Source organism: Streptomyces sp. WM6386, from assembly GCF_000972385.1.
Classification (GTDB): domain Bacteria; phylum Actinomycetota; class Actinomycetes; order Streptomycetales; family Streptomycetaceae; genus Streptomyces.
The window spans coordinates 20,737-45,743 of the sequence record NZ_JXTE01000071.1; the positions used below are offsets into that span (position 1 = coordinate 20,737).

The following is a 25,007-nucleotide window of genomic DNA, read 5'->3' on the forward strand; positions in this document are numbered from 1 at the left end:
GCTACGAGCTCGGTCCAGTCCGTGAGTTGCCGGGTGCGGGGTTGTTCGTGGCTGGTGGTGCCCACGCGGCGGAGCCGCAAATCGATACAGCCCCGCGCCCCTAGGCGTGTCCGTCCTCGGGTATGGATACGAGCCACCGTGTGTCCTTGCGCGGGCGGAGGTACAGGGCCCAGTACAGAGTGGCCGCCGCCGTTGTCCCGCCCGTCCAGAGCAAGTACGTCGTTTCCTGTTGGCTCAGGATGTACGCGAGGACCGCTATCAGCAGGATCGGTACCGCCGGCCACAGGGGCATGCGCCAAGCCGGGGTGTGCTTGTGGGGGACCTTGCGGGACAGCAGCGCCGCTACCGCCACCAGCAGGTACATGGCGGTCACCGAGACGCCGGTGATGCCGTACAGGGTGTCCAGGTTCACGAAGCAGAGGATCGCGCCCGGGACGCCGACCGCGAGGGTGGCGACCCACGGGGAGCCGAAGCGGCCCAGTCTGGCGAAGACGTCGTTGACCGGGGTGGGCCAGGCCTTGTCGCGGGCCGAGGCGAAGAGGACGCGGGAGTTCTGGATGACCATGACGATGCCCGCGTTGATGATCGCGAGGGCCACGCAGAGGCTGACGAAGGTGCCGACGGCGGAGTTGGACCAGGTGGTGACCATCGTGCCGATGTCGCCGCCCGTGAGTGCGGAGAGGTCCTTGGCGCCCAGCGTGATCGCGATCACCGGGACCAGGATGATCACGGAGGAGATCGCGAGGGTGGCGAGGACCGTGCGGGCCACGTTGCGGCGCGGGTTCTCCATCTCCTCGGAGAGGTAGACGGCGGTGGAGAAGCCCTGGGTGATGAACAGGGCGATCGCCAGGCCGGACACGATCAGCATCGCCGTCACGGTGTCCGCGTGGCCGTCCGCGCCGGCCACCTGGAGCGACACCAGGCTGTCCGCGCCCCGCTCGCTGTGCGCGAAGCCCAGGACCGCGACCACGGCCGCCGCGATCACCTCGAGGACCAGGAAGACACCGGTGATCCACGCGTTGGCGCGCAGGTCCAGCAGGCCGGCGAGGGTTGCCAGGAGCATGACGCCGGCGCCCGCCATCGACGGGTCGAGGTGGACGATCGGGGCCAGGTAGTCCGCCGTGCCCATCGCGATCACCGGCGGGACGATCATCACGACCAGGAGGGACAGCACGAAGACGAGCCAGCCCGCCAGCCGGCCCGCCATCGTCGAGACCATCGCGTACTCGCCGCCCGCGCTGGGGATGAGGGTGCCCAGCTCGGAGTAGCAGAACGCCACGGCGATACAGAGGAGGGAGCCGATGGCGATGGTCAGGGCGGTCGCGGTGCCGAGCGAGCCGAAGAGGTCCGGGACCACCACGAAGAGTGTGGACGCGGGGGTCACACAGGAGAGGGTGAGGAGGGTGCCGCCGACGACTCCGATGGAGCGCTTGAGCTTCTGGGGACTGTCGGGCGCCTCGGGGAGGGCGACCTCGGCAGGGCGGAGCGTGTCGGTCATACGGCGGCTTCCGATCGACTCGTGCAGCAGATGGCGCTGATGGAACCCCGACGAAAACCATTGCGTCAATGGGTTGCCTGCTACGGAATCAGTAGATCAACTACCCTTTGACATACGGATACGGCAGTCAAACGCTGTCCCCTCCCCGCCCTTGGGGTGTACGGGAACCGCAGCGCCGACGGCGAAAAAATCCCGTCGCGGGGATGTCGGTACGGCCCGCTAAAGTCATTTCTCACAGAACTCACATACGAATCACAGCTACGGGTGGGGAACATGAAGCTGAGGCACACCGCTGCCTGGGTGGGGTTCACGGCGGCGGCGCTCGTCGCGACGTCGGCGTGCAGCGCGGAGTCCGTGAAGCAGACGGCCGACGCGGTCGACAAGACCGACGCGATCATGGCGGCGCTCAGCCGGGCCACGGATCGGAGCGAGGAGCTCGGGTCGGCCGAGGTGAAGGTGTCGACCGACCTGGGCACCGGCACGCCCATCGCCATGAACGGCACGTACTCGTGGGGCGACGGCATGGCGTACGACGTCCAGATGGACACCGCGGCCGCGCAGATGCAGACGGTGCAGGACGACCCGACGATCCAGACTCTGTTCGTCGACGGCGTCTACTACTACGACGTCGACCCGCAGGCCTCCGGTCCGCTCAAGGGCAAGGAGTGGATGAAGGTCGACGCCTCCGCCGTGTTCGGTGAGGCCGGAGCCAAGGCGATGAGCGGCGGCAACGCCAATCCGATCGCCTCCCTGAAGACCATCAAGTACGCCAAGAACGTCAAGGACCTCGGCTCGGAGACGGTCGACGGCCAGAAGGCGACCCACTACCGGGCCGTCGTCGGTAAGTCCGACATGGGCAAGCTCAAGGACGCCTACACCGACGAAGACAGCCTCCTCAACCAGGCGACCGGGGGTGCCTACAAGTTCACCTTCGACATCTGGGTGAACGACAAGGATCTGCCCGTCCGTCTGGAGCAGGAGATGGGCGGGCTCAAGGTCACCATGGACTTCGCCAAGTTCGGCGCCACCGCCGAGGTCAAGGCTCCCCCGGCCGCCCAGACCGCCGACATGTCCGAGGCGCTCAAGGAAGCCCAGGGGCAGTAGGACACGGACATGACTGAGCCCGGGCACCTCCGTCAAGGTGCCCGGGCTCAGCTGTCACTCACTCAGTGGTTGCGCGGGAAGCCCAGGTCCACGCCCGTCGGGCCGTCGGCCGGGTCGGGCCAGCGGGTGGTGACGACCTTGCCGCGGGTGTAGAAGTGCGTGCCGTCGTTGCCGTAGATGTGGTGGTCGCCGAAGAGCGAGTCCTTCCAGCCACCGAAGCTGTGGTAGCCGACGGGGACCGGGATCGGGACGTTCACGCCGACCATGCCGGCCTCGACCTCCAGCTGGAAGCGGCGGGCGGCGCCGCCGTCCCGGGTGAAGATCGCGGTGCCGTTGCCGAACGGCGAGGCGTTGATGAGGGCGATGCCGTCGTCGTAGGTGTCCACGCGCAGCACGGTCAGGACCGGACCGAAGATCTCGTCCTGGTACGCCTTCGCCGTGGTGGGCACCTTGTCGAGGAGCGAGATGCCGATCCAGTGACCGTCCTCGAAGCCCTCGACCGTGAAGCCGGAGCCGTCCAGGACGACCTCGCAGCCCTCGGCCGCGGCGCCGGTGACGTAGGACGCCACCTTGTCGCGGTGGACCTTGGTGATGAGCGGGCCCATCTCGGAGGCCGGGTCGTTGCCGGGGCCGATCTTGATCTTCTCGGCGCGCTCGCGGATCTTCTCCACCAGCTCGTCGCCGATCGCACCGACCGCGACCACGGCCGAGATGGCCATGCAGCGCTCGCCCGCCGAACCGTAGGCCGCGCTCACCGCGGCGTCCGCCGCCGCGTCGAGGTCGGCGTCCGGCAGGACCAGCATGTGGTTCTTGGCGCCGCCCAGGGCCTGGACGCGCTTGCCGTTCGCGGAGGCCGTGGTGTGGATGTAGCGGGCGATCGGGGTCGAGCCGACGAAGGAGACGGCCTTGACGTCCGGGTGCTCCAGGAGACGGTCCACGGCCACCTTGTCGCCGTGCACGACGTTGAAGACACCGTCGGGCAGACCGGCCTCGGCCAGCAGCTCGGCGATCTTCAGGGAGGCCGACGGGTCCTTCTCCGACGGCTTCAGCACGAAGGTGTTGCCGGTCGCGATGGCGATCGGGAACATCCACATCGGGACCATCGCCGGGAAGTTGAACGGCGTGATGCCGGCCACGACACCCAGCGGCTGCCGGATCGAGGCCACGTCCACGCGGCTGGCGACCTCGGTCGACAGCTCGCCCTTCAGCTGCACGGTGATCCCGCACGCCAGGTCCACGATCTCCAGACCGCGCGCGACCTCGCCCAGCGCGTCGCTGTGCACCTTGCCGTGCTCGGCGGTGATCAGCTCCGCGATCGCGTCCCGGTTCGCCTCGAGGAGCGCCCGGAACCTGAACAGGATGGTCGTCCGCTTGGCCAGCGAGGACGTGCCCCAGGTCTGGAACGCGTCCTTGGCGGCGGCGACGGCGGAGTCCACCTCCTCCACGGAGGCGAACGCGACCTTGGTGGTGACCGCGCCGGTCGCCGGGTCGGTGACCGGCCCGTAGTTGCCCGACGCGCCTTCGACGGTCTTGCCGCCGATCCAGTGGTTGACGATCTTCGTCATGCCCAGTTGCTCCTTCACAGATGGCGGCGTCGGGTAGAGACGTGCCGGTCGTACAGCTCTCGTGCCTTGACCGCCGACGGTCGGGTCGCGGTCTCGGCCACAGGTACATCCCACCAGGCTTGCGCCGGAGGCGCGCCCGACACTGTGTCTGCCGTTTCGGTCTCGACGTAGACACATGTGGGAGTGTCCGCCGCACGTGCCTGAGCGAGGGCCTCGCGCAGGTCACCCACGGTCTTCGCGCGCAGCACGCGCATGCCCAGGCTGGCCGCGTTGGCGGCCAGATCCACCGGGAGCGGCGCCCCGGTGTAGGTACCGTCCTCGGACCGGTACCGGTAGGCGGTACCGAACCGCTCACCGCCCACCGACTCGGAGAGCCCGCCGATCGACGCGTACCCGTGGTTCTGGATGAGCAGCATCTTGATCGCGACGCCCTCCTGGACGGCGGTCACGATCTCGGTCGGCATCATCAGGTACGTGCCGTCGCCGACCAGCGCCCAGACGTTGCGCTCGGGGTCGGCCATCTTCACGCCGATCGCCGCCGGGATCTCGTAGCCCATGCAGGAGTAGCCGTACTCCAGGTGGTACTGGTCCCGGGAGCGCGCCCGCCACAGCTTGTGCAGATCGCCGGGGAGCGAGCCTGCCGCGTTGATGATCACGTCCGACTCGTCGACGATCGCGTCCAGCGCGCCCAGGACCTGCGGCTGGGTCGGGCGTACATCGGGTTCGTCGGCCTCGTAGGCGGCGTCGACGCGGTACTCCCAGCGGTCCTTGTCGAGCGTGTACTCGCCGAGGTACGACTCCGTGACCCGGTGGTCGTGCGTCCGCAGGGACGCGGTCAGCTCGGCCAGGCCGCTGCTCGCGTCCGCGATGAGCGGCTGCCCGGCGAGCTTGTGGCCGTCGAACGGGGCGATGTTGAGGTTGAGGAAGCGCACGCCGTCACCCGAGAACAGGGTGTGGGAGGCGGTCGTGAAGTCGGTGTAGCGGGTGCCGACGCCTATCACCAGGTCGGCCTGGCGGGCGAGTTCGTTGGCGGTGGCGGTGCCGGTGTGGCCGATGGCGCCGACGTCCTGGGGGTGGTCCCAGCGCAGGGAGCCCTTGCCGGCCTGGGTGGAGGCGACGGGGATGCCCGTGGTCTCCGCGAACTCGGCGAGGGCCTCCTCCGCGCGGCTGTGGTGGACGCCGCCGCCCGCGATGATCAGCGGGCGCCGAGCGGCGCGGATCGCCCTGACCGCCTCGGCGAGTTCGGTGGGGTCCGCGCCCGGCCGTCGTACGACCCAGGTGCGCTCGGCGAAGAACTCCTCGGGCCAGTCGTAGGCCTCCGCCTGGACGTCCTGCGGGAGCGCGAGGGTCACCGCGCCCGTCTCCACCGGGTCGGTGAGGACGCGCATCGCCTGGAGGGCCGCCGGGATCAGGGCCTCCGGCCGCATGACACGGTCGAAGTACCTCGACACCGGGCGCAGGCTGTCGTTGACGCTGATGTCTCCCGCGTAGGGGACTTCGAGCTGCTGGAGGACCGGGTCGGCGACCCGGGTGGCGAAGATGTCGCCGGGCAGGAGCAGGACCGGGAGGTGGTTGATCGTGGCGAGCGCGGCGCCGGTGACCAGGTTGGTCGCGCCGGGGCCGATCGACGTCGTCACGGCGTGCGTGGACAGGCGGTTCGACTGGCGGGCGTAGCCGATGGCCGCGTGGACCATCGACTGCTCGTTGCGGCCCTGGTGGTAGGGCATGTCGTCGCCGTACTCGATGAGCGCCTGGCCGAGTCCGGCCACGTTGCCGTGGCCGAAGATGCCCCAGGTGGCGCCGATCAGCCGCTGCCGTACGCCGTCGCGCTCCGTGTACTGGGCGGCGAGGAAGCGTACGAGTGCCTGCGCGACCGTGAGCCTCGTCGTTGAGGTCATCGGTAACCCCCTGTGCCTTCTACGTGGGCCGGATGGAAGCAGATCCGCCACTCCCGCGTCTGACCCGGTCCCGCCATGACGTTCAGGTAGTACATGTCGTGGTCGGGCTGGGCGATGGACGGGCCGTGCCATCCGTCGGGGACGAGGACGGCGTCGCCGGAGCGGACCTCCGTGAGGACGTCCGATCCGCCCTCACGGGAGGGAGATACGCGCTGATAGCCGAACCCGTTCGGGCCGTCGATCTCGAAGTAGTAGATCTCCTCCAGCTCCGCTTCCTCGCCGGGCCGGTTCTCGTCGTGCTTGTGGGGCGGGTACGAGGACCAGTTGCCGCCGGGGGTGATGACCTCGACGGCGATGAGCTTGTCGCAGTCGAAGGCGTCGGCGGAGGCGAAGTTGCGGACGTGGCGCAGCCGGTTGCCGCTGCCGCGTTCTTCGGTGGGGACCTCCGGCGCGGGGCCGTAGCGGGCGGGGAGTCGTCGCTCGCACTTCGCTCCTGCCAGGGCGAAGCGGCCTCCCGCGCCGGAGGCGATCGTTGCCCGGGCGTCGCGGGGAACGTACGCGAAGTCGGAGACCGACGCGAACACGCTTTCCCTGCCCAGGAGTTGGAACTCGTTTTCTTCTGTTTGTACGGTACATCCGCCTTCCAGCGGAAGGATGATCCACTCGCTGTCGCCGGTGGTGAAGGTGTGCTTGCCACCCGGCTCCAGCGTGACGATCCGCAGACTGCAGTAGGTCCAGCCGGCCCGCTTGGGATTGATGTCCACGGTGTACAGGGCGTTGGCCGAGGATCCCTCGGGAACGTACAGATCGTTGCTCATGCGGCCCTCACAGCAGTCCTACGGCGGTGTCCACGGCGGCGGCCACGTCCCCGTCCGCCGGGTAGAGCAGCGAACGGCCGACCACCAGGCCCCGGACGGTGGGGAGTTGCAGCGCCCCGCGCCACTTCTCGTACGCCCCGTCCTGGTCGTCGCCCACCTCGCCGCCCAGGAGGACGGCGGGCAGCGTGGAGGTGGCCATGACCTCGGCCATGTCGTCGGGGTTCTCGGTGACGGGGACCTTCAGCCAGGTGTAGGCCGAACTGCCGCCCAGGCCCGAGGCTATGGCGATGGACTTGGTGACGGCCTCGGCGGAGAGGTCGTTCCTGACCTTGCCCTCGTCCGTGCGGCTGCTGATGAACGGCTCGACGAAGACCGGGAGTTGCCGTGCGGCCATGTCGTCGATCGCACGGGCGGTGGACTCCAGGGTGGTGAGGGAGCCCGCGTCGGCGTAGTCGATCCGCAGGAGCAGCTTGCCGGCGTCGAAGCCGAGCCGCTGTATGTCCTCGGCGCGGTGGCCGGTGAAGCGGTCGTCGAGTTCGAAGCTGGCGCCCTGGAGGCCGCCGCGGTTCATCGAGCCCATGACGACCTTGCCGTCGAGGGCGCCGAGCAGCAGCAGGTCGTCGAGGATGTCGGCGGTGGCGAGGACGCCGTCGACGCCGGGGCGGGACAGCGCCAGGACCAGGCGTTCGAGCAGGTCGGCGCGGTTGGCCATGGCGAACTTGCGGTCGCCGACGCCGAGCGCGCCGCGGGCCGGGTGGTCGGCGGCGACGATCATCAGGCGGCCGCTGTCGTTCAGCAGAGGCCGGCGGACACGCCGGACGGCGGCCTCGGCGATGGCTTCCGGGCGCTCGGTGCGGAGCCGGACGATCTCGCCGACGTCGACGGCGACGGGACGGCTGCCGCCGGGGGCGGGGTTGCCAGGGGTCGGGTTGCCGGGGACCGGGTTGCCGGGGGCGAGATGGCCCGCGCTCACAGCCCCGGCCTCCTGATGATTCGCGCTCACAGCACCGCTCCCGCCGCGATCGCGTTCTCGATCTCTTCCGGCGTCGGCATCGCCGAGCTGCACTCCAGGCGGGAGGCGACGATGGCGCCGGCCGCGTTGGCGTGCCGCATGATCTTCTCCAGGTCCCAGCCTTCGAGGAGGCCGTGGCAGAGCGAGCCGCCGAAGGCGTCGCCGGCGCCGAGGCCGTTGAGGACGGTGACGGGCAGGGGCGGGACCTCGGCTTCCTCGCCCTTGCTGTTGACGGCGAGGACACCCTTGGGGCCCTGCTTGACCACGGCGATCTCGACACCGGCGTCCAGCAGTGCCTGGGCCGCCGCGCGGGGTTCACGGACGCCTGTCGCGACCTCCACCTCGTCGAGGTTGCCGACCGCGACGGTGGTGTGGCGCAGGGCCTCCTCGTAGAAGGGGCGGGCCCTGTCAGCGGGGTCCTTCCCGGCCGTGTCGCTCCAGAACATGGGGCGCCAGTCGAGGTCGAAGACCGTGAGGCCCGCCTTGGCCCGGTGGGCGAGGGCCGCCAGTGTCGCCGTACGGCTGGGCTCCTCGCTCAGGCCGGTGCCGGTGACCCAGAAGATGCGGGCGTCACGGATGGCGTCGAGGTCGAGCTCGTGGGCGTCGATCTCCAGGTCCGGGGCCTTGGGCTCCCGGTAGAAGTACAGCGGGAAGTCGTCCGGCGGGAAGATCTCGCAGAAGACGACCGGGGTGGGCAGGCCGGGGACCGGGGTGACCCAGCGGTCGTCGACGCCGAAGTCCTTCAGTGCCTGGTGGAGGTAGGTGCCGAAGGGGTCGTCGCCGGTGCGTGTGATCACCGCGGTGCGGCGTCCCAGGCGGGCGGCGGCGACCGCGACGTTGGTGGCCGAGCCGCCGAGGAACTTGCCGAAGGTCTCCACCTGCGGCAGTGGGACGCCCGTCTGCAGCGGATAGATGTCTACTCCGATCCGCCCCATGGTGATCAGGTCGTACGCCATCGAGTTCCCTTCGTATCGACTCTCCCCCGGATTTCTAGCCCCGGATCCCGAGCCCTGTCAATGTTTTGTCCAGACATTCGGACGAGACCTTGACAGCGCTTACTGTCCGAACAGAAGCTGACCGGCATGACGTCGTTGTCACCTCAGCCCTCACTGTCGCGCATCCGGATCGGGTCGGCTCCCGACTCCTGGGGTGTGTGGTTCCCCGACGACCCCCAGCAGGTCCCCTGGCAGCGCTTCCTCGACGAGGTCGCCGGCTCCGGTTACGAGTGGATCGAGCTGGGCCCGTACGGGTATCTGCCGACCGATCCCGCGGTCCTCACCGAGGAGGTGAACCGTCGGGGCCTCAAGGTGTCCGCCGGCACCGTCTTCACCGGCCTGCATCATGGCGAGGCCGTGTGGGAGAAGACCTGGGCGCATGTCGCGGACAACGCGGTGCTCGCGCAGGCGATGGGGGCGAAGCACCTCGTGGTCATCCCGTCCTTCTGGCGGGACGACAAGACCGGTGAGGTGCTGGAGTCCGACACCCTGACGCCCGAGCAGTGGCGCAACCTCACCTCGCTGACCGAGCGTCTGGGGCAGCGGGTGCGGGAGGAGTACGGGCTGCAGATCGTCGTCCATCCGCACGCCGACACGCACATCGACAGTGAGTCGAATGTCGTCCGGTTCCTGGATGGGACCGACTCCTCGCTCGTGTCGCTGTGTCTGGACACCGGGCACTACGCGTACTGCGGTGGGGACAGCGTCAAGCTGATCGAGACGTACGGATCGCGGATCGGGTATCTGCATCTCAAGCAGGTGGATCCGGAGATCCTCGCGGACGTGCGGGCCAAGGGGACACCGTTCGGGCCCGCCGTGGCGCAGGGTGTGATGTGTGAGCCGCCGACCGGTGTGCCCGCGCTCGGGCCGGTGCTGGAGGCGGCGGGGAAGCTGGATGTGGATCTGTTCGCGATCGTCGAGCAGGACATGTATCCGTGTGAGCCGGACAAGCCGTTGCCCATTGCTCAGCGGACTCGGGCGTTCTTGAGGTCCTGCGGGGCGTAAGTGGTTTTTCGTCCGCGGGGGCGTGGGGGCTGGTCGCGCCCACGCGACGGAGCCGCGAATCGACACTGTCCCGCGCCCCTGAGGGCGTTGCACCATGGGGCGATGAGTCGTGCCGTGCATGTCCTTAACGGACATGCACCCTCTGGGGCCTGGGAGTTCGCCGTTGGCGCGCCTCATCCTCGGGTGCGGCACGCCGTGAAGGGCGGTCCGCGTGCCGATGTCAACGCGCCCCGCCCATAGGCCCGCGTACGTCTTTGCTGCACTCCCGTCACAAACGCCCCCTTCGTGTCACACATGTCGCGTGTACGCGGGTCTTGCGTCACACGCGGTACACAGCCCCTGACTTGCGGTCACTCAGCGTCGTTCACGGGGCACAGGCTTTGTGATCGCCAGCGCAGCGCCCGGTACCCCCGACGGCCGTTCCCGGCCGCCGCCGCGGTGCGCGCGGGGAGGTGCAACTCATGACCGACCGAAGGCTCTGGTCGTACAAGGAGATCGCGGCGCACATCCGGGTGCAGCCCGACACCGTGCGGTCGTACCGCAAGCACGGGCTGCTGCCGCCGCCCGACCATGTCGAGGGCGGCAAGCCGTTCTGGTACGCGGACACCGTCCGCAAGTGGGTCGCCGCGCGCCCGGGCAACCGCGGTCGCAGAGAGGACTGAGACACCTCCCGTCGTGTCGAAGGGTGCCTGCGTACGGCTCGCGGGCACCCCTTTTCGTGGCGTCGGCGGCCTCGAAAACCGCGGGCCGGAAGGAGGTCGCCTCTGGCACAGTCACCCCATGAGCGACTTCCCTGTCAAACCTGTCCTCACCGGCGAGAAGACCGTGCTGCGTCCGTTCACGGAGGCGGACGCTGAGGGCATGTGGGAAATCATCGGCGACGCTGAGGTCACCCACTTCACGGGCGACCCGCCCGACGAACTCACCCCGGAGCGGCTGCGGGACTGGTACGGCTCCCGCAGCGCACAGCCGGACCGCCTCGACCTCGCCGTCACCGACCCCGCCACCGGTGAACTCGTCGGCGAGGTCGTGCTCTACGAGTGGGCCCCTGAGGCCCGCAGCTGCACCTTCCGCACGCTGATCGGCCCGCGGGGACGGGGCAGGGGCATCGGCACGGAGGCGACCCGCCTCATCGTCGGGTACGGCTTCGAGCAACTCGACCTGCACCGGATCCAGTTGGAGGCATACGCCTACAACCACCGGGCCCTGCGCGTGTACGAGAAGGTCGGGTTCGTACGCGAGGGACTCCGGCGGGAGACCGAGTTCAGGCACGGCGCATGGGTCGACGAAGTCGTCATGGGCATCCTCGACCGCGACTGGGCCGCCCTCACCGCCACGGCTCGATGACCGTCACCCCCGCCCCCGGCGCCGTGCCCATCGCGGCCAGCGCGGCAGGTGTCGCGTCCAGGTCGATCGAGGACGTCACCAGCAGATCGGGCCGCAGCACGCCCGACCTGACCAGCTCCAGCATCGGCGGGTAGGTGTGCGCGGCCATGCCGTGGCTGCCGAGGAGTTCGAGCTCCAGGGCGATCGCGCGGGCCATCGGAACCGGGGTCGTGCCGGTGGGCGAGGGGAGCAGGCCGACCTGGACGTGCCGGCCCCGGCGGCGCAGCGAGTCGACCGAGGCCGCGCAGGTGACGGGCGAACCGAGGGCGTCCAGCGACAGCTGGGCGCCGCCGCCGGTCAGCTCGCGGATCGCCGCCCCCGTGTCCCCGGCCTTCGACGCGTCCACGCACTCCGCCGCGCCGAACCTCCGTGCCAGGTCCAGCGCCTGCGGGAACACGTCCACCGCCACCACCCTCGCTCCCGACGCCGCCGCGATCATCACCGCCGACAGCCCCACCCCGCCACAGCCGTGCACCGCGACCCACTCCCCCGCGGCGACCCTTCCCTGTTGCACGACCGCGCGGAACGCCGTGGCGAAACGGCAGCCGAGCGCTGCGGCGGTGGCGTAGGAGAGGTCGTCGGGGATCGCCACGAGGTTCACGTCGGCGTGGTCCAGGGCTACGTACTGGGCGAACGAACCCCAGTGGGTGAAGCCGGGCTGGGTCTGGTGCGGGCAGATCTGGTGGTCGCCGGCGGCGCAGGTCGCGCAGGTGCCGCAGGCGCAGACGAAGGGGACGGTCACTCTTTCGCCGGGGCGCCAGGCGGTGACTGCGGTGCCGACTGCTTCTACGACACCGGCGAGTTCGTGGCCGGGTACGTGGGGGAGGGTGATGTCCGGGTCGTGGCCCTGCCAGCCGTGCCAGTCGCTTCGGCAGAGGCCGGTGGCTTCGACTCGTACGACGACGCCGTGGGGGGCTGGGTGGGGGTCGGGCAGTTCCCGTACGTCGGCCGGTTCACCGTATTGCTCGAACACCACTGCCCGCATGTGCGCTCCCATCGCCGTTTTCGTCTGCGGGTACATCGTCGCTGGTCGCGCCCCGCGGCGGAGCCGCATGCCGGTACAGCCCCGCGCCCCTGTCGGGGCGCTCCTGCTCCCCCTCGCTCAAGCCGAACCGTTCGTGGAACCTCCGCAGCGGTCCCGGCGCCCACCATGTCGCCCGTCCCGTCAGCCTCATCACCGCCGGTACCAGCAGGGTCTTCAACTGTTGAGGGTTTTGCTTAGGGATCCTTTTGGATGCTGCGTAGCAGAACGCGTGTGGATCTGTGGGCAATTCCGTCCTGCTCCCTGCAATGGTGTGATGTTCATGCCGGTTTGGGGTGGTGGGTGCGGCTGGGGTCGTAGGTTCTTCGGCATGGAACTTCTTCGGTTGGCGGTGGCTGCGCGGCGGGTGTGCATCCGGGCACGCTGCGGTTGTGGGCGAACGAGGGCAGGGTTCCGGTGGTGTGGGTGGGGCGTGAGCGGCGCTTTTCCAGCGAGGCGTTGGATGCTCTGACCGGCGGCCCGGTTGTGGCCGGGCGCCGTGAGGCGCTGTATGTGCGAGTTTCGGGCACCAGCGGGCAGGAGTCGTCACTGACCGCGCAGGAGGCCGAGTTGCGGGCGTCGGCTTCGGGGGTGGTGGTCGCGGTTTTCAGGGACCGTGCCTCGGGGCTGAGGGAGTCACGGCCGGGGCTTGACCGGCTGTTGAAACGGGCCGCGAAGGGTGAGTTCACCCATGTGCGGGTTACGCACGGCGACCGGCTGGCCCGTTTCGGTGCGGGCTGGTTGATCCAGGTTCTGGACCATCACCGGGTCACGGTCGAGGTGTTGCATGCCCAGGGGGTGGCCGGGGGGATGGAGGAGTTGCTGGACGATTTCATGTCCCTGGTGGCCACCTTCGCCGGTCGCATGTACGGGATGCGCTCACGTGAGGCGCGTCGGCGGCTTCTGGCCGAGGCCGGGGGCCGCGTGGAAAAACCTGTCCTCGGAGCCGGAGCCGGAGCCGGAGCCGGGGTTGCGGGTGACGGCCGTGGCTAGGTTGATGGCGACGGCGACGTGTACCGCTTTCCGCGGCGCGCTGGAGGGCACGGGCGAGCGGGTTGGGCGGCGGGTCTTGCTGGAACGGGTGGTGTTTCTGGCGGAGTTGAGCCAGGAGCTGACCGGTGCTCTGGTGGCCGCCCGGTGGGATGAGGAGTCCCTGGACGTGCTGGCCGCCGGGATTGATGCGCGGGGTGAGACGCTGCCGTCCAAGGGGTGGATGGCGCTGCGCCGCCTGAACTGGCCGCAGGACGTGCCGTCCCCGGCGGGGGTATATGTCCCGGACCGGGTGCGCCGAGGTGTGGAGGAGTACGCGGCCCGCACCCTGCGCCTGGCCCTGCACCGGCGGACCGTCGTGACCGGCGTGCTGGCGACCTGGCCCGCGGATCCGAGCCGGCGCACCGGTGCGGAATGGGTGGCGCTGCGGGCGGCGCTGCCCGCCGGAGTGAGCGGAGCGGAGATCCGAAACCGCACCCGGCAAATCCGCCAGTTCATGGCCGAGCACCAGCAGTTGCCCGCCGGGCTGTGTGTCCTGGAGGGCCCGCCGCAGGTGGCCCCTCAAGTGCTCTTGGCAGCGATGGACCGCCAGCAGGTCACCCTGGCCCGGGTAGACGAGGCGAGTGCCCGGTTGCGGGTCAAACTCCCCCTGTGCGCGGCCCCCGCCGCGGGGCGTGACTGGGCCTGGCACGTGATCGACATCCGGCTGCCCGGGACCATTGCGCCGGACGCGATGCTGCACACGCCGACCCTGCGCCCCACCCCGGCCGGGAGGATCGCCGTCGACCTGCCGCACTCCCGGCCCGTCCCGGCCACCCAGGCGAGCGGCCATACCGTGGCCCTCGGCTTCGACTGGGGTGTCAACACCCTGCTCACCGGAACCCTGGGCCGTCTGACCGGACGCGGCCCCACCCGCCGGGTGCTCACCGACGGGCGGCCCCTGGTCTTCGACGCCACCACGGCGAGTGCCGCCCTGCACCGGCTGCGCGACGTCCGCGAGCACCTCGCGGCCAAGCGCGATCACTGCCGGGCGCTGGCCGACGGGCTCGGCTCCCCGCACCTGGCCTGGGGCGAACGCCTCGACCGGGCGCGGGTGCTGGAGGCCGAGCACCGGCGGGTGTGTGCCCGGATCCGGCATCTGAATACCGCGCTGGCCTGGTCGGCGGCCCGCTGGGCCGTCGACCAGGCGGCAGCCCTCGGCGCAAGCGTCATCTACCTCGAAGACCTCGCCACCCTGGAAGCCCGCGGCCACCGGCGGGGCAACGCCCGGCTGTCCGGACAGGTGCGCGGCACCGTCACCGAAGCGATCCGGCACCTGGCCGCGAAGGCAGGTATCGCGGTGGTCACCGTCCCGGCCCGGGGCACCTCCCGGCTGTGCCCCGGCTGTCTCGGCACGCTCACCCACCATCCGGCCCCCGACCGGCTGGCCGAGCGTGGCTGGAAATGGGCGCAGTGCACCGGTTGCGGGCTGTCCATGGACCGTGATCACGCCGCCGCCCGCCGGATCGTCTCCCGCGGCCTGCTCGCCCAGGCCCACACCGTCACCGAACGCGCCACCGGCACCCGGACCATCCGCACCACAGTAGAGGGCACCGTGGCCCTGGCCCGCCGCCCCAGGAAGACCACCCGCCGCCTGCGCCGCCAGCGCCAAACAGAGACAGCCCCGCGACCGCGCGGGCCGAAGGCCACCGAAGGCAAGGGGCACCCCACCCCCGGCAGGCCCGTCGACCCTCGTGGCCGAGGCACCCGGCGCGCCGTCGAACAGGCCCCGGACCAAAAGACTTCCCGCCGTATGCCCGATGTGCGTACGGTCCCCGCCACCACCCCCGCCTCGGGGGCAGTCCAGCGTCCGGCGGGGCATGACACCACGACACCAGCAGCATTCGGGCCGGTGCCAGGTCATGGAGTACCCGCATCCGACCGGATGCGGCTCTCACGCAGAACCTGTCGACGGCGCGCCCGCGCCGCCGAGCGGACCGGCTTCCACCACCTGCACACCACCGAAGTCCACCCCCTCACTCCGAGGTTCGGACCATCGGACGGCGACCGCAGACGGCCACGCCGCGCCCGAAAAGCCTGGAAACCACAGGCACACACAGAGTTCTAGAGACGCTCCGTACGATCATCGCGACCATCACCACCGCCAGGATCACCGCCGCCGCCGTGATCAGGCCGTCCGTGCGCTGGAGGCCGTGGCGGACCGCCTCGTTGTGGTCGCCTGTCGTGTCGTACTCCTCTCTTGATGCGGGAGAGGAGGAAGCCGCCGTAGTCCATGGAGAGGCCGAAGGCCACGCAGAACATCAGGGCCGGGAGGGTCGTTTCGATCGAGCCGGGGCTGGTGAAGCCCAGTGGGCCGGAGAGGTGGCCGTCCGGGAAGACCCAGACCACCGCGCCGAACATGGCCGTCAGGCTGAGCGCGTTGAGCACCCTGGGCGGCCGCCTTCATGGTGATCGTCACCCCGCTCCTGGTCTTCCTCCTGACCGGCAGCGTGCTGATACCGATCCAGGCGGTCACCGCGATCACGGGAAGCGATTCCTACCCGGCGTGAACGCCGGGGCATCCTCGCCAGGCTCAGATGCACCAGGAGAAGGACCAGCCGCGCCGCCGTCAGGCCCGCGGCGAACGCCGTATCGCACAGCCGCTCGAAGCCGCGGCCTCCGTCTTCTGCACGACCGGCTACACAGCCGCAAGCACCCACGCCATCGCCCGCGAGGCGGGCGTCTCACCGGGCACGCTCTACCAGTTCTTCCCGAACAAGGAAGCGATCGCCGTCGAGCTCGGCGGCCGGCTCATGCACGAGATGCAGGAGACCTACGGCGAGGCGCTCGCGCCCGGCGACCCGGCGACCCCACTGGAGCAGGCGGTCGGAACCAGCGTCGACCGGTTCATCGACTTCAACTGCCAGCACCCGGTGTTCTTCGCGCTGATGCACGGCCCCGACATCCCCGGCCGGGTCGCCGAGCAGCACGACGCCCTGCACACGGCCCTCGTCACCCGCATCGAGAACCTGCTCCGCTCGTTCATGCCCGAGGCGCCCCAGGCCGCGATCACCCGTGTCGCGCGCATGGGGCTGGGGATGTACACGGCCGGCCTGGAACTCGTCCTCGCCCACGAGGGCGCCGAACGCGACGCGTACGTCCAGGAGTTGAAGAACGCCCTGGTCCGCTGCCTCGACCCACTCGTGGGAGCCGGGCTCGGCCTGCCGGAAGGACTCACCACGACTCCGACCCCCTGACCGCCTCCTGCGGCCCCACCCTCCCCATCCGCCGCAACCGCAGCCCCGCCAGCGGGAACAGCAGCACCGACAGCATGCCCGCGCCCACCAGCGCCGCCGCCTCCTCCGTCCTCAGGACCTTGTCCTCGACGCCGATCGTGGTGATGGCGACGACCAGCGGCAGCGCGGTGGAGGCGAAGAGGGTGAGAGCGCGCCGGTCGCGTCGCGGAAGATCGCGCGGCGCCACGACGTACACCGGAAGGCCGCGGACGGCGAGGAACAGCAGCAGGAAGACCGGCAGGAGCAGCAGCGCGCGGCCGCCGGACAGCAGGGCGGCCAGGTCGAACTCGATGCCGGTGACCACGAAGAACACCGGCACCAGGAATCCGAACCCCATCGCCTCGACCTTCTCCAGCACGGGCCCGGCACTCTCCGGCGCCGCCCCGTGCAGCACCAGGCGCGTGGTGCTGGTGAGGGCCGTACCGATGTAGACGGCCTTCGACCAGCCGGACAGCGCCGAGGCCACGCCGAGCCCGACCGCGAGCGAGATCCCCCACGCCCACAGCGAACGTTTGAGGGTGTCCCCGCGGACCTTGTCGAACTCGATCTCGTACCCGGCAAGGAAGATCAGCATCGTCAGCCCGAGGCTGGACAGGGTGTCGATGACCTCCCCGTCCCCGGCCCAGCCCAGTACGTCGGGGCCGACCAGGATGCCCTAGCAGCCGGATCCTTCTTGGAAAAATACCCCCTAGGGGTATAGTGTGGGTAACGGACCACATCCCTCGACGAGGAGAACGACATGAGCGCCCAGACCGACACCCAGGGTTCCGTCACCACCGTCTACAAGGTGAGCGGGATGAGCTGTGGACACTGCGAGGGCTCCGTGTCCGGCGAGATCTCCGAGATCGCGGGGGTGACCTCGGTGAAGGCCGTCGCGTCGACCGGTGAGGTCACGGTCGTTTCGGAGGCCTCACTCGACGAGGAGGTGGTGCGTGCGGCCGTGGACGAGGCAGGATTCGAGCTCGTCGGCAAGGCCTGACCCCACCCCCCTCACCACGGGCCGTGCCGACCGGTCGAGACTGGTCCCGCACGGCCCGGCCCGTTTCCTGGAGTACGGCATGACCGCCACCGAGACCCCGATAACGCCGACCGGCTCCGAAGTCGAGCTCCTCATCGGCGGGATGACCTGCGCCTCCTGCGCGGCTCGTGTGGAGAAGAAGCTCAACCGGATGGGCGGGGTCACCGCCACGGTGAACTACGCCACCGAGAAGGCGAAGGTCACCTTCGCCGAGGGCGTCGGGGTCGCCGATCTGATCGCCACGGTGGTGAAGACCGGGTACACGGCCCAGGAGCCGGCGCCGCCCCGGGAGGAAGCGGCGGACGAGGACCCGGAGTTGACGTCGCTACGGCAGCGTCTCGTCGTCGCCGCCCTGCTCGCCGTCCCCGTCGTCCTGCTCTCGATGGTCCCGGCCCTGCAGTTCGACAATTGGCAGTGGCTCGCGCTCACCCTCGCCTCCCCCGTCGTCGTCTGGGGAGGGCTGCCCTTCCACCAGGCCGCCTGGACGAACGCCCGGCACGCCGCGGCCACCATGGACACCCTGGTCTCGCTGGGCACGCTGGCCGCGTTCGGCTGGTCGCTGTGGGCGCTGTTCTTCGGGGACGCGGGCATGGCGGGCATGAAGGACGAGTTCGCCTTCACCGTCTCCCGCGCGCAGGGCGCCTCGACCATCTATCTCGAAGTGGCCGCCGGGGTCACCGTGTTCATCCTGCTCGGGCGCTATCTGGAGGCCCGTTCCAAGCGGCGCGCGGGGGCGGCGCTGCGGGCACTGATGGAGCTGGGCGCCAAGGACGTGGCCGTGCTGCGGGACGGGCGCGAGGTGCGGATCGCGGTGGGCCGGCTGGCGGTCGGGGACCGGTTCGTCGTACGGCCCGGGGAGAAGGTCGCCACCGACGGCACCGTCGTCGAGGGGGCCTCCGCGGTGGACGCGTCGATGCTGACCGGGGAGTCGGTGCCGGTGGACGTGGCGGTGGGGTCCGCCGTCGCGGGCGCGACCGTGAACGTCGGCGGACGGCTCGTCGTGGCGGCCACGCGCGTGGGCGCCGACACCCAGCTCGCGCGGATGGCGAAGCTCGTCGAGGAGGCACAGCACGGCAAGGCCGAGGTGCAGCGGCTCGCCGACCGGATCTCCGCCGTGTTCGTACCGGCCGTCATCCTGATCGCCGTCGCCACCTTCGGGGCCTGGCTGGGCCTCACCGGGGACACGGTCGCCGCGTTCACCGCGGCCGTCGCCGTGCTGATCATCGCCTGCCCGTGCGCGCTGGGACTGGCCACGCCGACCGCGCTGATGGTCGGAACGGGGCGCGGGGCGCAGCTGGGCATCCTCATCAAGGGGCCCGAGGTGCTGGAGTCCACGCGCCGGGTCGACACCGTCGTGCTCGACAAGACCGGCACGGTGACCACCGGACGCATGACCTTCCAGGAGGTCTACGCCGTCGAGGGCACGGACGAGAAGCAGGTGCTGCGGCTCGCGGGCGCCCTGGAGCACGCCTCCGAACACCCCGTCGCCCGGGCGGTCGCGGCCGGTGCCGAGGAGCGGGTCGGGCCGCTGCCGGAGGTCGAGGGGTTCCAGAACGTGCCCGGGCGGGGCGTGCGTGGGCGCGTGGAGGGCCGTGACGTGGCCGTGGGGCGTCTCCACGACGTCCTGCCGCAGGAGTTGGCCCGGATCAAGGAAGAGGCCGAGAGCGGCGGGCGTACGGCCGTGGTGGTCGGCTGGGACGGGGTGGCACGGGGCGTCGTGGCCGTCGCGGACGCGGTGAAGGAGACCAGCGCCGAGGCGGTGCGGGAGTTGCGGGCGCTGGGGCTGACGCCGGTGCTGCTGACCGGGGACAACCGGACGGTGGCGGAGGCGGTGGCCGGGCAGGTCGGGATCGAGCGGGTCGTCGCCGAGGTGCTGCCCGAGGACAAGGTCGACGTCGTACGGCAGCTGCGGGCCGAGGGACGGGTCGTGGCCATGGTCGGGGACGGGGTCAACGACGCGGCCGCGCTCGCCACCGCGGATCTGGGGCTCGCCATGGGGACGGGGACGGACGCGGCGATCGAGGCGAGTGATCTGACGCTGGTGCGCGGGGATCTTCGGGTGGCCGTCGACGCGATCAGGCTGTCGCGGCGGACGCTGGCCACGATCAAGGGCAATCTCGTGTGGGCGTTCGGCTACAACGTGGCGGCGCTGCCGTTGGCCGCCGCGGGGCTTCTGAATCCGATGATCGCGGGTGCCGCCATGGCGTTCTCCTCGGTCTTCGTGCTGACGAACAGCCTGCGTCTGCGCGCATTCCGTTGAGGGGCCCCTCTGGAGTCCGGCGCGTCACTCACATAAGCTCTTCACAAGGCTCGCGCATCATCCTTACGCTTGGGCCTCGATCGACGTATCGGCCCTCTTGCGTACCTAACGGACATATGCAAGAGACGCAGATCACAGTGATGTGAAGGTAACCATCGAAGGGGTTCGAAGGTCTAAGTTGACGATGTCAGGCCGCGTCTTGGGGGGCGCATCCTGGCATCTGAGGATGTCTTGGGGGACTTCCTCAGAGATGCGTTGCCGGGGCACGCACTTCGGGAAGCTTTGAGCGGCCCTCCCGACCGTGCGCTGTCCCGGCAGATCGCACACTGGAGTAGTACGGCGAGTTTTGCTCGTTCTGCTCAACGGCAGTACCTGGCAATACCGAAAGACAGCGAATTCAGGCGCTGGTCTCTCAGACGCCCGGCCGGATCCCGTGGGGGGAATCCGCACCGGGACATGGGAAGGCGCCCTGGTCGTCGGCCCGTGGGGGGACTGGCGCTGGGGCGCCTTCTCCTATGTGCGCTCACACACGGACACCGCACACACGAAGGCCCCGCACACCCTCAGGCGTACGGGGCCCTGCGACGTCACGTCTCAGCACAGCGGGGCACTCACCCGGCCCTGAATGTCAACGGGCCCAGGCGGTGACTGCACAGCCGACGGATACGACTCCAGCGACGGGGGCGCTCACCGAAGCGGCGCCCCCACCGGCAGGTGTCAGCGCTCCTCGACCGGGACGAAGTCGCGCTCGACGACGCCGGTGTAGATCTGGCGGGGGCGGCCGATGCGGGAGCCGGGCTCCTTGATCATTTCGTGCCACTGGGCGATCCAGCCGGGGAGGCGGCCGAGGGCGAAGAGGACCGTGAACATCTCGGTCGGGAAGCCCATGGCGCGGTAGATGAGGCCCGTGTAGAAGTCGACGTTCGGGTAGAGGCTGCGCGAGACGAAGTAGTCGTCGGAGAGCGCGTGCTCCTCCAGCTTCAGGGCGATGTCCAGCAGTTCGTCGGACTTGCCCAGCGCCGAGAGAACGTCGTGGGCCGCGGCCTTGATGATCTTGGCGCGCGGGTCGAAGTTCTTGTACACCCGGTGGCCGAAGCCCATCAGGCGGACGCCGTCCTCCTTGTTCTTCACCTTGCGGATGAAGGAGTCGACATCGCCGCCGGAAGCCTGGATGCCCTCGAGCATCTCCAGGACGGACTGGTTGGCGCCACCGTGCAGCGGGCCCCACAGGGCGGAGATGCCGGCGGAGATCGACGCGAACATGTTCGCCTGCGAGGAACCGACCAGGCGGACCGTCGACGTCGAACAGTTCTGCTCGTGGTCGGCGTGCAGGATGAGGAGCTTGTCCAGGGCCGAGACGACGACCGGGTCGAGCTCGTACTCCTGCGCCGGGACCGAGAAGGTCATCCGCAGGAAGTTCTCGACGTAACCGAGGTCGTTGCGCGGGTAGACGAACGGGTGACCGATCGACTTCTTGTACGCGTACGCCGCGATCGTCGGAAGCTTGGCGAGGAGGCGGATCGTCGAGAGGTTGCGCTGGTTCTCGTCGAAGGGGTTGTGGCTGTCCTGGTAGAACGTCGACAGGGCGCTGACGACCGACGACAGCATGGCCATCGGATGGGCGTCGCGCGGAAAGCCACGGTAGAAGTTCTTGACGTCCTCGTGCAGCAGGGTGTGCTGCGTGATCTCGTTCTTGAACACGGAGAGCTCGTCGACGGTCGGCAGCTCGCCGTTGATCAGCAGGTAGGCCACCTCCAGGAAGGTGGAGCGCTCGGCCAGCTGCTCGATCGGGTAGCCGCGGTAGCGGAGGATGCCCGCCTCGCCGTCGAGGTAGGTGACGGCGGATTTATAGGCCGCGGTGTTCCCGTAACCACTGTCCAGTGTCACCAGACCGGTCTGGGCGCGGAGCTTGCCGATGTCGAAGCCCTTGTCGCCGACGGTGCTGTCGATCACCGGGTAGGTGTACTCGCCGTCGCCGTACCGCAGTACTACAGAGTTGTCGCTCACGTCTTCCCTCACCCGACGTTGTGCCTCATCTTCGAGGTTGCCCTGACTGTCTCTACCATCCCCCATTTGGCGCAGGAGAGTGCACTCGGGGTCGGCCATTGGGCTAATTGGCGGCACTCAGTGCCGCCAGCTTGCCCATCCTGCCCCTCCTCGCAAGGTTCCGGAAGGGCTCTGTGACCTTCGTGACTCATTTGATCGATCATTTTTCGCGGTGCGTCACCCGCTGTCCCGCCTCACTCCCGGAAGGGGCCCGGTGAGAGGCGGAAATCGAGGGCCGTACAACGCCGCCCCGCCGACACCGTGCGCACCGCCTGACCGATCGCCTTGCGCGAACCGACGAGGACGACCAGCTTCTTGGCCCGGGTGACCGCCGTGTAGAGCAGATTCCGTTGAAGCATCATCCATGCTCCCGTGGTGACGGGGATCACCACGGCGGGATATTCACTGCCCTGGGAACGGTGAATGGTCACCGCGTACGCATGGGCCAGTTCGTCCAGTTCATCGAATTCGTACGGAACCTCCTCATCCTCGTCCGTCAGCACCGTGAGGCGCTGTTCGACCGGGTCGAGCGAGGTGACGACGCCCACGGTGCCGTTGAAGACACCGTTCTCGCCCTTCTCGTAATTGTTGCGAATCTGGGTGACCTTGTCGCCGACGCGGAAGACCCTCCCGCCGAACCGCTTCTCCGCCACGTCGGGGCGGCCTGGCGTGATGGCCTGCTGCAACAGGGCGTTGAGGTTTCCGGCGCCGGCGGGGCCCCGGTGCATGGGGGCGAGGACCTGGACGTCGCGGCGCGGGTCGAGTCCGAATTTGGCCGGAATTCGCCGGGCCGCGACGTCGACCGTGAGCCGGCCCGCCTCCTCCGTGTCGTCCTCGACGAAGAGGAAGAAGTCCTTCATGCCGTCGGTGACGGGGTGCTGCCCGGAGTTGATCCGGTGGGCGTTGGTGACCACACCGGACTGCTGGGCCTGACGGAACACGCGCGTGAGGCGTACGGCGGGGAGGGGACTGCCGTCGGCGAGCAGGTCGCGCAGGACCTCCCCCGCTCCGACGCTGGGGAGTTGGTCGACGTCTCCGACGAAGAGGAGGTGCGCGCCGGGGGGTACCGCCTTCACCAGCTTGTTGGCGAGCAGCAGGTCCAGCATCGACGCCTCGTCCACCACCACCAGGTCCGCCTGGAGGGGACGGTCCTTGTCGTACGCCGCGTCCCCGCCCGGCTTCAGCTCCAGGAGGCGGTGGACGGTGGAGGCCTCGGCGCCGGTGAGTTCGGCGAGGCGCTTGGCGGCACGCCCCGTGGGGGCGGCGAGGACGACCCTGGCCTTCCTGGCGCGGGCCAGCTCCACGATCGAGCGGACCGTGAAGGACTTGCCGCAGCCGGGGCCGCCGGTGAGGACGGCGACCTTCTCGGTGAGCGCGAGCTTGACGGCGGCCTCCTGCTCGGGGGCGAGGTCGGCGCCCGTACGGCCCTTCAGCCAGCCGAGCGCCTTGTCCCAGGCCACGTCGTGGAAGCCCGGCATGCGGTCCTCGTCGGTGCGCAGGAGGCGCAGCAGCTGGGCGGAGAGGGAGAGTTCGGCTCGGTGGAAGGGGACCAGGTAGATCGCGGTGACCGGCTCGCCGTGTTCGCCGGGCACCTTCTCCCGTACGACACCGGGGTCCTCGCCTTCCTCGGAGGGCTCGGCCAGTTCGGCGAGGCACTCGATGACGAGACCGGTGTCGACCTGGAGGAGCTTCACCGCGTCGGCGATCAGCTTCTCCTCGGGGAGGTAGCAGTTGCCCTGGTCGGTGGCCTGCGAAAGGGCGTACTGCAGGCCCGCCTTGACGCGCTCCGGGCTGTCGTGCGGGATGCCGACGGACTGGGCGATCTTGTCGGCGGTGAGGAAGCCGATGCCCCAGACGTCGGAGGCGAGGCGGTAGGGCTGGTTCTTGACGACGGAGATGGAGGCGTCGCCGTACTTCTTGTAGATCCGCACGGCGATGGACGTGGAGACTTCCACGGTCTGGAGGAAGAGCATCACCTCCTTGATCGCCTTCTGTTCCTCCCAGGCGTCGGCGATCTTCCTGGTCCGCTTCGGGCCGAGGCCGGGGACCTCGATGAGCCGCTTGGGCTCCTCCTCGATGATCTGCAGGGTGTCCAGGCCGAAGTGCTGGGTGATGCGGTCGGCGAAGACGGGCCCGATGCCTTTGACGAGGCCCGAGCCGAGGTAGCGGCGGATGCCCTGGACGGTGGCCGGCAGGACGGTCGTGTAGTTCTCCACGGTGAACTGCTTGCCGTACTGGGGGTGCGAACCCCAATGCCCCTCCATCCGGAGGGACTCACCGACCTGGGCACCGAGCAGCGCGCCGACGACGGTGAGGAGGTCGCCGCCGCCCCTGCCCGTGTCGACACGGGCGACCGTGTAGCCGTTCTCCTCGTTGGCGTACGTGATCCGTTCCAGTACGCCTTCGAGTACGGCGAGCCCCTGAGCCATGATCCGACGGTACCGGGGGCCTGTGACAGTGGGGGCGGGCGCCGCCGCACCGGCGCGCGGTGCGCCGCGGTGATTGGCAGATCCGTCCCATCCCCGGTCGGCAAAAGCGCAGGTCGCCGGCCCCCGGCCTGGTACACATCTGCCAATCACCGATCTCCTCGGCGGCGGCTGGCGGCGAGGGCTACGGCGACTGGGACCTCACGTGGGCCAGCACCGTCTCGAAGTCCTCCGTCGGGGAGAACTCCACGAAGTCGCAGTCCTCCAGCGCCTCCGGGATGTGGCCGGGGGCCCAGTAGTACGCCTGGCCCGCCTCGTAGGTCTGCGAGCCCTTGGCCGTGCGCATCCGGAGCTTTCCCTTGAGGAGGTAGCCCCAGTGGGGGCACTGGCAGGCGTCGTCGGTCAGGCCCTTGAAGGCGGGGCCCATGTCCGTGCCCTGGGGAAGGTGGATGTAGCCGACGGACATGCCGCCGCCGATGGGCATCGTGCGCAGTTCGACCCCGTTGCCTTCCACGGCCACGGGGACGTCGTTGCGTGTCGCCGACGTCATGACTCCTCCGTCTCCGGCCCTCGCGAGGGCCCGGTGAGATCACTCCGTACCTCCAGCGTGACACCCCCGCGGCCGCCGCAACATCTGAGCGCCGATCATCACGATCGGATCTCGGGATGCCGGCAGGGTCTTGATTAACC

At 69.6% G+C, this 25,007-nt stretch carries 19 protein-coding genes and 2 pseudogenes; 9 read left to right on the plus strand and 12 right to left on the minus strand.

The genetic code is table 11. The annotated features are described in order from the left end of the window. Window positions 1-100 precede the first annotated feature (100 nt). Window positions 101-1,498 carry an APC family permease gene (locus TN53_RS33085; protein WP_046262463.1) on the minus strand — a complete coding sequence of 466 codons (1,398 nt, stop codon included), beginning with the start codon at window positions 1,496-1,498 and terminating at the stop codon, window positions 101-103. A gap of 273 nt (window positions 1,499-1,771) precedes the next feature. On the opposite strand from TN53_RS33085, the gene TN53_RS33090 reads away from it, so the two are divergent. Further along, complete coding sequence (locus TN53_RS33090) at window positions 1,772-2,602, plus strand: lipoprotein (protein WP_046262464.1); 831 nt, start codon at window positions 1,772-1,774, stop codon at window positions 2,600-2,602. Between the two features lie 62 nt (window positions 2,603-2,664). Here TN53_RS33090 and mmsA read toward each other — a convergent pair whose 3' ends face one another. The 5 genes from mmsA to iolC all read right to left on the minus strand — a co-directional run bounded on the left by mmsA (window position 2,665) and on the right by iolC (window position 8,851). Further along, window positions 2,665-4,167, minus strand: a complete 1,503-nt coding sequence (mmsA, locus tag TN53_RS33095; protein WP_046262465.1) for a CoA-acylating methylmalonate-semialdehyde dehydrogenase — start codon at window positions 4,165-4,167, stop codon at window positions 2,665-2,667. Between the two features lie 14 nt (window positions 4,168-4,181). Beyond that, window positions 4,182-6,065: a 3D-(3,5/4)-trihydroxycyclohexane-1,2-dione acylhydrolase (decyclizing) gene (gene iolD / locus TN53_RS33100; RefSeq protein WP_046262466.1), complete on the minus strand. Its 1,884-nt coding sequence runs from the start codon at window positions 6,063-6,065 to the stop codon at window positions 4,182-4,184. Continuing rightward, window positions 6,062-6,883, minus strand: coding sequence for a 5-deoxy-glucuronate isomerase (gene iolB / locus TN53_RS33105; RefSeq protein ID WP_046262467.1), 822 nt, complete (start codon window positions 6,881-6,883; stop codon window positions 6,062-6,064). Before iolB ends, iolD begins: the two co-directional genes overlap by 4 nt. A gap of 7 nt (window positions 6,884-6,890) precedes the next feature. After that, window positions 6,891-7,751, minus strand: a complete 861-nt coding sequence (locus tag TN53_RS33110) for a Cgl0159 family (beta/alpha)8-fold protein (protein ID WP_046262488.1) — start codon at window positions 7,749-7,751, stop codon at window positions 6,891-6,893. A 131-nt stretch (window positions 7,752-7,882) separates the two neighbouring features. Further along, on the minus strand, window positions 7,883-8,851 hold the full coding sequence (iolC, locus tag TN53_RS33115) for a 5-dehydro-2-deoxygluconokinase (protein WP_046262468.1): 969 nt from the start codon (window positions 8,849-8,851) through the stop codon (window positions 7,883-7,885). Between the two features lie 126 nt (window positions 8,852-8,977). On the opposite strand from iolC, the gene TN53_RS33120 reads away from it, so the two are divergent. The 3 genes from TN53_RS33120 to TN53_RS33130 all read left to right on the plus strand — a co-directional run bounded on the left by TN53_RS33120 (window position 8,978) and on the right by TN53_RS33130 (window position 11,242). Beyond that, complete coding sequence (locus TN53_RS33120) at window positions 8,978-9,895, plus strand: sugar phosphate isomerase/epimerase family protein (protein WP_046262469.1); 918 nt, start codon at window positions 8,978-8,980, stop codon at window positions 9,893-9,895. Window positions 9,896-10,356: 461 nt separating this feature from the next. Then, the gene (locus TN53_RS33125) at window positions 10,357-10,557 is read left to right on the plus strand and encodes a helix-turn-helix transcriptional regulator (protein WP_046262470.1); all 201 of its coding nucleotides are present in this window, start codon (window positions 10,357-10,359) and stop codon (window positions 10,555-10,557) included. Window positions 10,558-10,675: 118 nt separating this feature from the next. After that, entirely contained in the window at window positions 10,676-11,242 is a 567-nt protein-coding gene (locus TN53_RS33130; RefSeq protein ID WP_046262471.1) for a GNAT family N-acetyltransferase, read from the plus strand. Here the strand turns inward: TN53_RS33130 and TN53_RS33135 are convergent. Further along, window positions 11,223-12,266, minus strand: coding sequence for a zinc-dependent alcohol dehydrogenase family protein (locus TN53_RS33135; RefSeq protein ID WP_046262472.1), 1,044 nt, complete (start codon window positions 12,264-12,266; stop codon window positions 11,223-11,225). The genes TN53_RS33130 and TN53_RS33135 overlap by 20 nt on opposite strands. Window positions 12,267-12,671: 405 nt before the next feature. On the opposite strand from TN53_RS33135, the gene TN53_RS44485 reads away from it, so the two are divergent. After that, a complete protein-coding gene (locus TN53_RS44485) occupies window positions 12,672-13,295 on the plus strand; it encodes a recombinase family protein (protein WP_063776283.1) in 624 nt (207 codons plus the stop codon). Window positions 13,296-13,299: 4 nt separating this feature from the next. Further along, a complete protein-coding gene (locus tag TN53_RS33145; RefSeq protein ID WP_095046870.1) occupies window positions 13,300-15,399 on the plus strand; it encodes a zinc ribbon domain-containing protein in 2,100 nt (699 codons plus the stop codon). Between the two features lie 15 nt (window positions 15,400-15,414). Here TN53_RS33145 and TN53_RS48570 read toward each other — a convergent pair. Further along, window positions 15,415-15,719 (minus strand): annotated as a pseudogene (locus TN53_RS48570) (MMPL family transporter); the annotation flags it as partial. Window positions 15,720-15,868: 149 nt separating this feature from the next. On the opposite strand from TN53_RS48570, the gene TN53_RS33150 reads away from it, so the two are divergent. After that, a complete protein-coding gene (locus TN53_RS33150) occupies window positions 15,869-16,528 on the plus strand; it encodes a TetR/AcrR family transcriptional regulator (protein ID WP_046262473.1) in 660 nt (219 codons plus the stop codon). Here TN53_RS33150 and TN53_RS33155 read toward each other — a convergent pair. Next, a pseudogene (locus TN53_RS33155) lies at window positions 16,506-17,222 on the minus strand (cation:proton antiporter); the annotation flags it as partial. The gene TN53_RS33150 and the pseudogene TN53_RS33155 sit on opposite strands and share 23 nt — an antisense overlap. An 84-nt stretch (window positions 17,223-17,306) precedes the next feature. Between TN53_RS33155 and TN53_RS33160 the strand changes: the two are divergent. After that, window positions 17,307-17,546 carry a heavy-metal-associated domain-containing protein gene (locus TN53_RS33160; protein ID WP_046262474.1) on the plus strand — a complete coding sequence of 80 codons (240 nt, stop codon included), beginning with the start codon at window positions 17,307-17,309 and terminating at the stop codon, window positions 17,544-17,546. A gap of 79 nt (window positions 17,547-17,625) precedes the next feature. Next, window positions 17,626-19,845, plus strand: coding sequence for a heavy metal translocating P-type ATPase (locus TN53_RS33165; protein ID WP_046262475.1), 2,220 nt, complete (start codon window positions 17,626-17,628; stop codon window positions 19,843-19,845). 717 nt (window positions 19,846-20,562) lie between these two features. On the opposite strand, the gene TN53_RS33170 is transcribed toward TN53_RS33165, so the two are convergent. From TN53_RS33170 to TN53_RS33180, 3 genes are all read right to left on the minus strand, one after another. After that, window positions 20,563-21,852 (minus strand): citrate synthase, encoded by a 1,290-nt coding sequence (locus tag TN53_RS33170; RefSeq protein WP_046262476.1) that lies wholly within the window; start codon window positions 21,850-21,852, stop codon window positions 20,563-20,565. A gap of 233 nt (window positions 21,853-22,085) precedes the next feature. Next, complete coding sequence (locus TN53_RS33175; protein ID WP_046262477.1) at window positions 22,086-24,320, minus strand: ATP-dependent RecD-like DNA helicase; 2,235 nt, start codon at window positions 24,318-24,320, stop codon at window positions 22,086-22,088. A gap of 181 nt (window positions 24,321-24,501) precedes the next feature. Continuing rightward, window positions 24,502-24,867, minus strand: a complete 366-nt coding sequence (locus TN53_RS33180; RefSeq protein WP_046262478.1) for a hypothetical protein — start codon at window positions 24,865-24,867, stop codon at window positions 24,502-24,504. Window positions 24,868-25,007: the final 140 nt, after the last annotated feature.

Excerpts from the sequence above, each read along its gene's own strand:
- TN53_RS33085 (WP_046262463.1), bottom strand. The coding sequence starts at position 1,498 with ATGACCGACACGCTCCGCCCTGCCGAGGTCGCCCTCCCCGAGGCGCCC.
- TN53_RS33090 (WP_046262464.1), top strand. The coding sequence starts at position 1,772 with ATGAAGCTGAGGCACACCGCTGCCTGGGTGGGGTTCACGGCGGCGGCG.
- mmsA (WP_046262465.1), bottom strand. The coding sequence starts at position 4,167 with ATGACGAAGATCGTCAACCACTGGATCGGCGGCAAGACCGTCGAAGGC.
- iolD (WP_046262466.1), bottom strand. The coding sequence starts at position 6,065 with ATGACCTCAACGACGAGGCTCACGGTCGCGCAGGCACTCGTACGCTTC.
- iolB (WP_046262467.1), bottom strand. The coding sequence starts at position 6,883 with ATGAGCAACGATCTGTACGTTCCCGAGGGATCCTCGGCCAACGCCCTG.
- iolC (WP_046262468.1), bottom strand. The coding sequence starts at position 8,851 with ATGGCGTACGACCTGATCACCATGGGGCGGATCGGAGTAGACATCTAT.
- TN53_RS33120 (WP_046262469.1), top strand. The coding sequence starts at position 8,978 with ATGACGTCGTTGTCACCTCAGCCCTCACTGTCGCGCATCCGGATCGGG.
- TN53_RS33125 (WP_046262470.1), top strand. The coding sequence starts at position 10,357 with ATGACCGACCGAAGGCTCTGGTCGTACAAGGAGATCGCGGCGCACATC.
- TN53_RS33130 (WP_046262471.1), top strand. The coding sequence starts at position 10,676 with ATGAGCGACTTCCCTGTCAAACCTGTCCTCACCGGCGAGAAGACCGTG.
- TN53_RS33135 (WP_046262472.1), bottom strand. The coding sequence starts at position 12,266 with ATGCGGGCAGTGGTGTTCGAGCAATACGGTGAACCGGCCGACGTACGG.
- TN53_RS33145 (WP_095046870.1), top strand. The coding sequence starts at position 13,300 with ATGGCGACGGCGACGTGTACCGCTTTCCGCGGCGCGCTGGAGGGCACG.
- TN53_RS33150 (WP_046262473.1), top strand. The coding sequence starts at position 15,869 with ATGCACCAGGAGAAGGACCAGCCGCGCCGCCGTCAGGCCCGCGGCGAA.
- TN53_RS33160 (WP_046262474.1), top strand. The coding sequence starts at position 17,307 with ATGAGCGCCCAGACCGACACCCAGGGTTCCGTCACCACCGTCTACAAG.
- TN53_RS33165 (WP_046262475.1), top strand. The coding sequence starts at position 17,626 with ATGACCGCCACCGAGACCCCGATAACGCCGACCGGCTCCGAAGTCGAG.
- TN53_RS33175 (WP_046262477.1), bottom strand. The coding sequence starts at position 24,320 with ATGGCTCAGGGGCTCGCCGTACTCGAAGGCGTACTGGAACGGATCACG.
- TN53_RS33180 (WP_046262478.1), bottom strand. The coding sequence starts at position 24,867 with ATGACGTCGGCGACACGCAACGACGTCCCCGTGGCCGTGGAAGGCAAC.